This is a genomic window from Flavobacterium sp. (genome assembly GCF_020217025.1).
GTDB lineage: Bacteria > Bacteroidota > Bacteroidia > Flavobacteriales > Flavobacteriaceae > Flavobacterium.
On sequence record NZ_JAIWOF010000181.1, the window covers coordinates 1 to 10,000 of the forward strand.

12 protein-coding genes are annotated in these 10,000 nt (G+C 32.9%); 8 read left to right on the forward strand and 4 right to left on the reverse strand.

All coding sequences use genetic code 11. The features are described 5' to 3' along the window. Positions 1-231, reverse strand: a 231-nt coding sequence (locus LDL23_RS09245; protein WP_291265434.1) for a DUF4199 family protein, incomplete at its 3' end; no start/stop codon positions are given. A gap of 227 nt (positions 232-458) precedes the next feature. On the opposite strand from LDL23_RS09245, the gene LDL23_RS09250 reads away from it, so the two are divergent. Further along, complete coding sequence (locus LDL23_RS09250) at positions 459-710, forward strand: type B 50S ribosomal protein L31 (RefSeq protein ID WP_026724762.1); 252 nt, start codon at positions 459-461, stop codon at positions 708-710. 118 nt (positions 711-828) lie between these two features. Next, on the forward strand, positions 829-2,004 hold the full coding sequence (locus LDL23_RS09255; protein WP_291265435.1) for a GlmU family protein: 1,176 nt from the start codon (positions 829-831) through the stop codon (positions 2,002-2,004). 41 nt (positions 2,005-2,045) lie between these two features. Here the strand turns inward: LDL23_RS09255 and LDL23_RS09260 are convergent, their stop codons facing one another. After that, a complete protein-coding gene (locus LDL23_RS09260) occupies positions 2,046-2,333 on the reverse strand; it encodes a hypothetical protein (RefSeq protein WP_291265436.1) in 288 nt (95 codons plus the stop codon). Positions 2,334-2,486: 153 nt separating this feature from the next. Between LDL23_RS09260 and mtaB the strand changes: the two genes are divergently transcribed. Beyond that, entirely contained in the window at positions 2,487-3,815 is a 1,329-nt protein-coding gene (mtaB, locus tag LDL23_RS09265; protein ID WP_291265437.1) for a tRNA (N(6)-L-threonylcarbamoyladenosine(37)-C(2))-methylthiotransferase MtaB, read from the forward strand. A 41-nt stretch (positions 3,816-3,856) separates the two neighbouring features. Here the strand turns inward: mtaB and LDL23_RS09270 are convergent, their stop codons facing one another. Further along, entirely contained in the window at positions 3,857-4,138 is a 282-nt protein-coding gene (locus tag LDL23_RS09270) for a GNAT family N-acetyltransferase (RefSeq protein ID WP_111567765.1), read from the reverse strand. Between the two features lie 52 nt (positions 4,139-4,190). On the opposite strand from LDL23_RS09270, the gene LDL23_RS09275 reads away from it, so the two are divergent. Genes LDL23_RS09275 through LDL23_RS09285 form a run of 3 tightly spaced genes read left to right on the forward strand, consistent with a single transcriptional unit; the run spans position 4,191 to position 6,123 of the window. Then, on the forward strand, positions 4,191-4,853 hold the full coding sequence (locus LDL23_RS09275; RefSeq protein WP_291265438.1) for an alpha/beta hydrolase: 663 nt from the start codon (positions 4,191-4,193) through the stop codon (positions 4,851-4,853). Between the two features lie 3 nt (positions 4,854-4,856). Further along, a complete protein-coding gene (locus LDL23_RS09280) occupies positions 4,857-5,747 on the forward strand; it encodes a lytic transglycosylase domain-containing protein (protein ID WP_291265439.1) in 891 nt (296 codons plus the stop codon). 7 nt (positions 5,748-5,754) lie between these two features. Continuing rightward, positions 5,755-6,123: a sulfite exporter TauE/SafE family protein gene (locus LDL23_RS09285; RefSeq protein ID WP_291265440.1), complete on the forward strand. Its 369-nt coding sequence runs from the start codon at positions 5,755-5,757 to the stop codon at positions 6,121-6,123. A gap of 427 nt (positions 6,124-6,550) precedes the next feature. Here LDL23_RS09285 and LDL23_RS09290 read toward each other — a convergent pair whose 3' ends face one another. Continuing rightward, on the reverse strand, positions 6,551-7,066 hold the full coding sequence (locus LDL23_RS09290) for a DUF2892 domain-containing protein (protein WP_291265441.1): 516 nt from the start codon (positions 7,064-7,066) through the stop codon (positions 6,551-6,553). A 167-nt stretch (positions 7,067-7,233) separates the two neighbouring features. Here LDL23_RS09290 and rpmH point away from each other — a divergent pair, with 167 nt between their 5' ends. Both rpmH and carB read left to right on the forward strand, forming a co-directional pair. Then, on the forward strand, positions 7,234-7,395 hold the full coding sequence (rpmH, locus tag LDL23_RS09295) for a 50S ribosomal protein L34 (protein WP_007136275.1): 162 nt from the start codon (positions 7,234-7,236) through the stop codon (positions 7,393-7,395). 173 nt (positions 7,396-7,568) lie between these two features. Beyond that, a partial coding sequence (carB, locus tag LDL23_RS09300; RefSeq protein ID WP_291265442.1) for a carbamoyl-phosphate synthase large subunit occupies positions 7,569-10,000 on the forward strand: 2,432 nt, incomplete at its 3' end.

The following is a 10,000-nucleotide window of genomic DNA, read 5'->3' on the forward strand; positions in this document are numbered from 1 at the left end:
AAAATAAGTGGTAAAGCCTTCTTTGAAACTCATGTAGCCACCTAAATCTTTTTTAGTTTTAACTAATAAAACACAACCTATAATTATGTATACTGCCAAAATTGAGAGGCCTAACCACCATTTTGTCATTAAAGATAAATCAACAATGTAAATAGAAGTTGTAATCAATACACTTAAAACTCCAGTAATGATACCAAAGGTAATTCCGTTCTTTTTGATAATTTCGTTCATAGTTTGTTTTGGTTTAATTAATTTACAAATATAAGAATTCTAATCGTTGTAGGATAAGAGTTAAAAAATAAAAAAAAGTTACAGAAACATTGGTAAATTAAAAATTAAATGTAATTTTGCACTCTCAAATAAAAAGTTTATAAACCAAAAGGTTATAAATTGTTTACACCTCCGCTAAAGCTGAGCCGCGAAACAAGTTATAATCGCTTAATAAAAAGATTTACAAAATGAAAAAAGGTATTCACCCAGAAAATTACAGATTAGTTGCATTCAAAGACATGTCAAATGAGGATGTTTTTATCACTAAATCTACAGTAGAAACTAAAGAAACTATTACTCACGAAGGTGTTGAGTATCCAGTTTTCAAAATGGAGATTTCTAGAACGTCTCACCCTTTTTACACAGGTAAATCTAAACTTATTGATACTGCTGGTCGTATCGATAAATTCAACAGCAAATACGCTAAAAAAGCTAAATAATTTTTTGCTTTTTCAAAATAGAAAAAAGCTTCACTTAGGTGAGGCTTTTTTTATTGCCTAAATCTTCCTACTTTTGAGTATTGTTTTACACAATTCATCACTTTAACAATTCAACATAATGAACTATATACTTTTTGACGGAACCGTTCGCAATGCCTTACTTCCTTTTACTTTTACGCGTCCTGTAGCTGATATTCGTATCGGAATTTTAACGATTCGCGAAAAGTGGGAAAAATATTTGGGATATACTACTACAACGCTTACCGAGGAATATTTAATGGAGAAATATCCAATGGTAGAAATGGAACAAAACATCATGATTAACGCTTCGTTTTTACCCAATCCGATTTTAATTGATATGGTTCAAAATCTGAATCCAAAAGAAGCGATTCTTTTTGGAGAAGAAATCATTGCTTTTCATACGCATGATACGCAAGAAGATATTGATTTTGATGAGTATGAATTAATTGAATACGAAGGCGACGTTTTAAGAATCGAAAACACTTGGGATATTTTTGCAAAAAATGATGCCGCTATTCGTGAGGATTTTGAATTACTTACAGAAGATAGATTCTCTCAACCGATTCCCAAAAGCGTCAACGTAATTGCTCCTGAAAATATTTTCATTGAAGAAGGAGCGAAGTTGGAATTCGTTACTTTAAACGCTTCAACTGGACCAATTTACATCGGAAAAAATGCTGAAATCATGGAAGGTTCGGTGATTCGTGGACCATTTGCTTTATGCGAAGAAGCGCAAGTAAAATTAGCTACTAAAGTATATGGAGCAACAACTGTTGGGCCACATTGTCGTATTGGTGGAGAAGTAAATAATTCGGTTTTATTCGGTTATTCTAACAAAGGCCATGACGGATTTTTAGGGAATTCCGTTTTAGGAGAATGGTGTAACATTGGTGCCGATTCGAATAATTCCAATTTAAAAAACAACTACGAAGAAGTGCGTTTGTGGAGCTATGAAACCGAAGGTTTTGCTCGAACAGGTTTGCAATTCTGCGGATTAATGATGGGCGATCACAGTAAATGTGGTATTAACACAATGTTTAATACAGGAACGGTTGTTGGTGTTTCGACTAATATTTTTGGATCTGGATTTCCAAGAAATTTTGTACCAAGTTTCTCGTGGGGTGGCGCTTCTGGATTTACAACCTACATCACCAAAAAAGCTTTCGAAACCGCTAAAATTGTAATGAGTCGCCGTCACGTAGAATTTACAGAACAAGACGCTAAAATATTAGAACACGTTTTTGAAGAAACGAAAAAGTATAGAAAAGAGTAGTTGATTCGTCAATGTCTCTATTTTTATAAACTGGAATCCATTTATATTCCGATATAATTAATTTTAGTTATTAAATAGATTGCCAAAATCGCAACGATAATCGAAAGAAGTGCCAACATAATTTGGTGCTTCTTTCTTTTTTTATTTTCAACTTGTAAACGAGTTCTTATTTCTTCTAATAATTCAGGTGTTGCTTTAATGTGATCTTCTAAAGGTTTGTCGTTTTGGATTTTATAATCTTTCCAACTTGTTCGATTGTGATTACCTCTCAAAGATTTATTATAAGCTAAGCTTTTTATCGCTTGCATCATAGAACCTTCTCCTGCCATATTTTTGATTTTATAGTTCTACGGACTAAATTCTTAAAAAGTTACAAATTAATTCAAATAATTGTCCAATTGGTATATTGTCTAATTGCCACATTAAAACTATCTTTGCAATCTCAATTTTTTGACAACGATTTCATTAATTGAGTTGTATTTATGAAAAACAAGAAAAAAGTCGCATTCTACACTTTAGGATGCAAATTGAACTTCTCAGAAACGTCTACTATTGCACGTGATTTTCAAAATGAAGGTTTTGAACGTGTTGATTTCGAGGAAATTGCAGATATTTATGTAATCAATACGTGTTCGGTTACCGATAATGCGGATAAACAATTCAAGCAGATTGTAAAAAAAGCAATGAAGCTGAATGATAAAGCGTTTGTTGCCGCAGTTGGTTGTTATGCCCAATTAAAACCAGAAGAATTAGCCGCAGTTGATGGTGTAGATTTGGTTTTAGGCGCAACAGAAAAATTCAAAATCACCGATTATATTAATGACTTGTCGAAAAACGACATGGGTGAAGTTCATTCATGCGAAATCGAAGAAGCCGATTTTTATGTAGGAAGTTATTCAATTGGCGACAGAACGCGTGCTTTCTTAAAAGTACAAGATGGTTGCGATTACAAATGTACGTATTGTACAATTCCATTAGCTCGAGGAATTTCTCGAAGTGATGCATTAGAAAATGTATTGAAAAATGCTAAAGAAATTTCAGAACAAGGCATCAAAGAAATCGTGTTAACCGGAGTAAATATTGGAGATTACGGTAAAGGAGAATTCGGAAATAAAAAACACGAACATACTTTCTTAGATTTAGTAAAAGCTTTAGATGAAGTAGAAGGAATCGAACGTTTGCGAATTTCTTCTATCGAACCTAATTTATTGAAAAACGAAACTATTGAATTCGTATCACAAAGTCGCACATTTGTTCCGCATTTTCACATTCCGCTACAATCGGGTTCTAATGATGTTTTGAAAAAAATGAAGCGTCGTTATTTACGCGAAGTTTATACAGAACGAGTAGCTAAGATTCGTGAAGTAATGCCTCATGCGTGTATTGGAGTAGATGTTATTGTTGGATTTCCAGGTGAAACAGACGAACATTTCTTAGAAACCTATCATTTCTTAAATGATTTAGATATTTCCTATTTACACGTTTTTACCTATTCGGAAAGAGATAATACAGAAGCAGTAGAAATGGAAGGAGTAGTGCCAATGAACGTGCGTTCGAAAAGAAGTAAAATGTTACGCGGACTTTCGGTTAAGAAAAGAAGAGCGTTTTACGAAAGTCAAATTGGAACGAATAGAACCGTTCTATTCGAAAGTGAAAACAAAGAAGGCTACATTCACGGATTTACAGAAAATTACGTAAAAGTAAAAACACCTTGGAATCCAGAATTAGTCAATACGTTGCACGAAATTAATCTAACTAAGATTGACGAAGACGGAAGTGTAAGAATGGAATTTCTAAACGTAGAAGCATAAAAAAAATCCCAAGTTTAATAGACTTGGGATTTTTCTTAGAATTAAATCTTAATTCCAGGAGGCAACATTTCTTGAAATTTTCGATTCTTTCTAAAGAAACTGATGAATTTTGCGTGTGTTGGAACTACTTTTAATTTTCGTTCTTGCGCCAGTTCTAAAACGGTTTTAATAAATTCGTTATGCAACTCTTCATCTTCGTTTGAATTATTGCAAAATTTGGTTAAAAAAAGTTTACGTTCTTGAATAGAATACTCAATAGCAACTAAGCCAGTTTCGGTAATAATTTCAAATTGTCTTAAAAGTTCATTATCTTTGATTTCCATGATGCCTTTCAATTAAGGTGCAAATTTACGAAACTTTTTTAAAATAATGGTAATGAGTAAGATTCCAGTTTATTTTATGCCTGGCTTGGCTGCAAGTCCTACAATTTTCGAAAATATAAAATTACCAGAAGACCAATTTGAAATGCATTTTTTGGAATGGTTTTTGCCTCTTGAAAAAGAAAGTATCGAAAGTTACGCACTTCGAATGACAGAGAAAATTCAGGATGAAAATCCGGTTTTAGTTGGAGTTTCTTTTGGTGGCGTTTTGGTTCAGGAAATGGCGAAGCAAATGAAAGTTCGTAAAGTAATTATCATTTCAAGTGTAAAATCCAATACTGAATTTCCTCCGCGTTTTAAAGTAGCGAAAGCAACAAAAGCGTATAAGTTAATTCCAACCCAACTTTTGGCTGATATTGAAAAATTGGTTAAATATGCATTTGGAGATAATATTGTAGCGAAACGATTAAAGTTATACGAAAAATATTTATCGGTTCGAGATAAGCACTATTTGGATTGGGCAATTGAAACTATTTTGTGTTGGAAACAAAAAGAAGTAAACGAAGCGGTTGTTCATATTCATGGTGATGCGGATGAGGTTTTTCCAATCAAAAACATCGAAAAATGTATTGTTGTAAAAGGTGGAACCCACATCATGATAGTTAATAAATTCAAGTGGTTGAATGAAAATTTACCTAAATTAATTCTAAACGATTAAAAAATGAAAAAGCATATGAAGAAGATAGTGATTTTGGGAACGGTTGCTCTTTTAGCAAGTTTTCTAATTTATGGAGTAGTTTCAGATGATACGAAATATTCTCCAGTAGGTTATAGTTTGAAAATGGACTTTTCGGGTGAAGAAGTGCCAACGTTTATGGCAGATGTTCAAGAGCGTTTGGATAAAGAAATGATTACCAATATGAATTATCATACGAATACTACTTTAGTTATTAAACGTGCGAATAAAGTATTTCCAATAATTGAACCGATTCTGGCTAAATATGGAGTACCAGATGATTTTAAATATTTGGCAGTTATTGAAAGTAGTTTGGTGAATGCAGTTTCTCCAGCTGGAGCAAGAGGTGTTTGGCAATTTATGCCAGCAACAGCTAAAGAAAAAGGAATGGAAGTAAGTGATGAGGTAGACGAACGTTATCATTTAGAAAAATCAACCGAAGCGGCTTGTAAATATTTATTAAGTGCTAAAGAAAAATTTGGTTCTTGGACTCTAGCAGCAGCTTCATACAATGGTGGAATGAATGGAATTTCTAAAAAAATGGAAGAGCAACAAGTTGATAATTATTACGATTTGTTACTTACTGAAGAGACATCGCGTTATGTTTTCCGAATTTTAGCTTTGAAAGAAATTATGTCAAAGTCAGATAAGTACGGTTTTTCAATTCCAAAAGAAGCTTTGTATTATACTATTCCAACCAAAAAAATAGTAATTGATTCATCAATTACGGATTTAGCAAAGTTTGCCAAAACACAAGGTGTGAATTATAAAATTTTAAAAATTCACAATCCTTGGTTACGCGATAAAAAACTAACTAATACTTCAGGAAAAAAATATGAAATCGAAATCCCAACTTCAGGATATAACAAACAATAAGCGCCCAATGGATATTCAAGTAGTTCTGTCTTTAGTGTTAATTGGTATATTAGCGGGTATTCTAAGCGGATTGGTTGGAGTAGGAGGCGGTGTAATTATGGTGCCATTATTGGTTTTACTTTTAGGGTTTAATCAACATCAAGCACAAGGAACTAGTTTAGCTGTCTTAGTTGTTCCGGTTACAGCAGTTGCTGTTTATACCTATCATAAGGAAGGTTTTATCGATTGGCGTTATGTGGGAATAATTGCGATGTTCTTTGTTATTGGAGGTTATTTTGGAAGTAAAATAGCTGTTAGTTTAGATCAAAAAATGCTAAAAAAAGTATTTGGATTTATTCTTTTATTAATTGCTGGAAAGATGTTATTGGGAAAATAAAAATCATACAGAAAATCAATAAAGTTTTGAGAGGATAGAGTAGAATTTAAAAAACTCAAAAGCTTGCTTTTCTGTATGAATTTTTAATATTACGCTTTGTGTTTTCTTCTAGAAATTAATTTCTAAAAACATAAACATTTTTTACGGACTAAAAAACCACTATAACTTTTAATCTTTTCATGTTTATTTAATAGATTTTTTAAAAGTTGGAATTTCCCCTTTTCCATCTTTGTAGAATAAATCTTTTCATAAAAATTATAGTGGATATTTAATTTTAGGGGAATTTTTATTTTTTACTTAGCTAAACTATGAAAAAGAAATATTCAAAGCTAAAAAACTCGTCAAACGAAAAGATAACTCGATAAATAAACAAAAAAAGCACCTAATTAGGTGCTTTTTTTGTTTATTTGTATTGAGAATGAATGAATTACATTTTTTTCATTTGATCTTTCATCATTTTAATCTGATCTTTCAGCATATTTTGCTTGTCTAATTTCTTTGCTTCATTTAATAAATTAGTAGCTTCAATTTTTCTTCTACGTGTCATGGCAATACCCGCTAATTGTAATTTCGCTAAAGCTAAATCTTGATCCATTGATAAGCCAAGAGCAATCGCTTTTTTGAAATATTTTTCAGCTTCAATTAAATTTGTTTGAGAAACCATTAAGCCGTGTAAGTAATTAAAATAGCCTTGTTGTTTTTTTACTAAAGCAGCTTCTGGGTTTTTAATGTAAGACAACCATTTTTGCGCTCCTGGGAAATCTTGCTTTCTTAGTTTTAAAAAAGCTAATAAAATAAATTCATTTTTAAAGTACAAGAAAATAAAAATGGTAGAAAATAGTAGTAAAAAGATTCCATTACCAATGTTGTTTTCTGTGAATTGATAGATTCCGAAAGCAATAATTAACGCTGCTAAAACTAATTTGATATTTTTGTGAAACATGTTGTATTTTTTTGTTGAGTGCAAAGGTAATAAAATCAATTAAAAATATTTTTAAAAAAGTATTTGCGAATGAAAAAAGTCTTTGTATATTTGCACTCGGTTTTCAGGATAGGAAACCTATGAGTTTAAAAAAAGATTTTTATTTATAGATTTTAAAAAATACTACAATGAGTAAGAGAACGTTTCAACCATCAAAAAGAAAAAGAAGAAATAAGCACGGTTTCATGGATAGAATGGCTTCTGCTAATGGAAGAAAAGTGCTTGCTCGTAGAAGAGCTAAAGGAAGACATAAGTTAACTGTTTCTTGTGAACCAAGACACAAAAAATAATGTTTTAGCTTAAAACAATATATCAGCCGTTACTTTTATTAGTAGCGGCTTTTTTTTAAACTGTTTATAAAATTTGAATAAGTTTTAAAGTGCTTTTTTGTGCAACTCTTTGAAAATTAGTAATTTTATAATCGCAATATAACTACAACCCACAACAACAAAACAACAACACAATGCCTAAAGACACCACAATCAAATCGGTTTTAATTATTGGATCTGGACCTATTGTTATTGGTCAAGCTTGCGAATTTGACTACGCAGGTTCTCAATCAGCACGTTCATTAAGAGAGGAAGGAATTGAAGTTATCTTAATTAACTCTAATCCAGCAACCATCATGACCGACCCATCGATGGCGGATCATGTTTATTTAAAACCACTTACCACTAAATCAATCATTGAAATCTTAAAAGCACATCCACAAATTGATGCTGTTCTACCAACTATGGGTGGACAAACAGCGCTTAATTTAGCGATTGAAGCCGATGAAAAAGGAATTTGGAATGACTTTGGAGTGCGTTTAATAGGTGTAGATATCAATGCCATCAACATTACCGAAGATAGAGAGCAATTCAAAAACTTACTAAACAAAATTGGAATTCCGCAAGCGCCGGCTAAAACGGCTAATTCTTTCTTACAAGGAAAAGAAATTGCGCAGGAATTTGGGTTTCCATTGGTAATTCGTCCTTCATTTACATTAGGAGGAACTGGAGCAGCAATTGTTTACAAAAAAGAAGATTTTGATGGTGCTTTGACTTACGGTTTAGAAGCATCACCAATTCATGAAGTATTGATTGATAAGGCTTTAATGGGTTGGAAAGAATACGAATTAGAGTTATTACGTGACAGCAACGACAACGTGGTAATCATCTGTACAATCGAAAATATGGACCCAATGGGAATTCATACTGGAGATTCGATTACAGTAGCGCCAGCGATGACTTTATCAGATACTACTTTCCAAAAAATGCGTGATATGGCGATTTTAATGATGCGCTCTATCGGAAATTTTGCTGGAGGTTGTAATGTGCAATTCGCAGTTTCGCCAGATGATAAAGAAGATATAGTAGCAATTGAGATTAATCCTCGTGTGTCGCGTTCTTCGGCATTAGCTTCAAAAGCAACGGGTTATCCAATTGCAAAAATCGCATCGAAATTAGCTTTAGGATACAACTTAGATGAATTACAAAATCAAATTACAAAATCAACTTCGGCTTTATTTGAGCCAACGTTAGATTATGTAATCGTAAAAATACCAAGATGGAACTTCGATAAATTTGAAGGTTCAGACCGTACGTTAGGACTTCAAATGAAATCGGTAGGAGAAGTTATGGGAATTGGACGTTCGTTCCAAGAAGCGCTTCACAAAGCTACTCAGTCGTTAGAAATCAAACGTAATGGGTTAGGAGCAGACGGAAAAGGTTATAAAAACTACGAACAAATAATAGAAAAATTAACTTTCGCGAGTTGGGACAGAGTTTTCGTAATCTATGATGCTATTGCGATGGGAATTCCATTGAGTAGAATTCATGAAATTACTAAAATCGACATGTGGTTCTTAAAACAATATGAAGAATTATTCCATTTAGAAAGAGAAATTTCGAATTATAAAATCGATACGTTACCAAGAGAATTGCTTTTAGAAGCAAAACAAAAAGGATACGGAGACCGCCAAATTGCGCACATGATGGGTTGTTTGGAAAGTCAAGTGCACAAATTACGTGACGAACAAAATATCAAACGTGTTTACAAATTAGTTGATACATGTGCTGCCGAATTTAAAGCGGTAACACCATATTTCTACTCGACTTTTGAAGCTGAAATTGAAAAAGCAGACGGAACGAAATACGTTCATAACGAAAGTATTGTTACCGATAAGAAAAAAGTAGTGGTTTTAGGTTCGGGTCCAAATAGAATTGGACAAGGAATTGAGTTCGATTATTCATGTGTTCACGGGGTTTTAGCGGCAAAAGAATGTGGTTACGAAACCATCATGATTAACTGTAATCCAGAAACGGTTTCAACCGATTTTGATACGGCAGATAAATTATATTTCGAACCAGTTTTTTGGGAACATATTTACGATATCATCCAACACGAAAAACCTGAAGGCGTAATTGTTCAGTTAGGTGGACAAACCGCTTTGAAATTAGCTGAAAAATTAGCTAAATACGGAATCAAAATTTTAGGAACTTCATTCGATGCTTTGGATTTAGCGGAAGACAGAGGACGTTTCTCGGATTTGTTAACACAATTGCATATTCCATTCCCTAAGTTTGGAATTGCTGAAAGTGCTGAAGAAGCATCGAAATTAGCGGATTCGTTAGACTTTCCATTATTAGTTCGTCCTTCGTATGTATTGGGTGGACAAGGAATGAAAATTGTAATCAACAAACAAGAATTAGAAGAACACGTAATTGATTTATTAAAATCGATTCCAGGCAATAAATTATTGTTAGACCATTATTTAGATGGCGCTATCGAAGCAGAAGCAGACGCGATTTGTGATGCCGATGGAAATGTGTATATCATAGGAATTATGGAACACATTGAACCTTGTGGCGTACACTCGGGAGATAGTAATGCCACTTTGCCTCCTTTTAACTT